Annotated in this window: 1 protein-coding gene; it reads right to left on the reverse strand. The window is 48.5% G+C overall.

Annotated elements, in window-relative coordinates; all coding sequences use genetic code 11:
• The coding region (locus AAEY75_RS16945; RefSeq protein WP_352260337.1) for an FtsK/SpoIIIE domain-containing protein at nucleotides 1–239 on the reverse strand (239 nt) is incomplete at both ends.

Genomic DNA, 239 nt, shown 5'->3' on the forward strand with positions numbered 1-239 from the left:
CTTTTGAGTTCACTCGTAACGCTGCACGAACGGGGATATTGGCTTTAATCAAACCAGTAATGACATCGACCGATGGACGCTGGGTGGCAAGCATCAAATGAATCCCTGCCGCGCGTGATTTTTGCGCCAAGCGCGTGATCAGTTCTTCAGCTTGTTTACCGACTTGCATAATCATATCGGCAAACTCATCCGCGACAATGACAATCATCGGCAAAGTTTTTAGCTTCGGTGCTTGGCTG

Source organism: Psychrobacter sp. TB55-MNA-CIBAN-0194 (genome assembly GCF_040309505.1).
GTDB classification, from domain to species: domain Bacteria; phylum Pseudomonadota; class Gammaproteobacteria; order Pseudomonadales; family Moraxellaceae; genus Psychrobacter; species Psychrobacter fozii.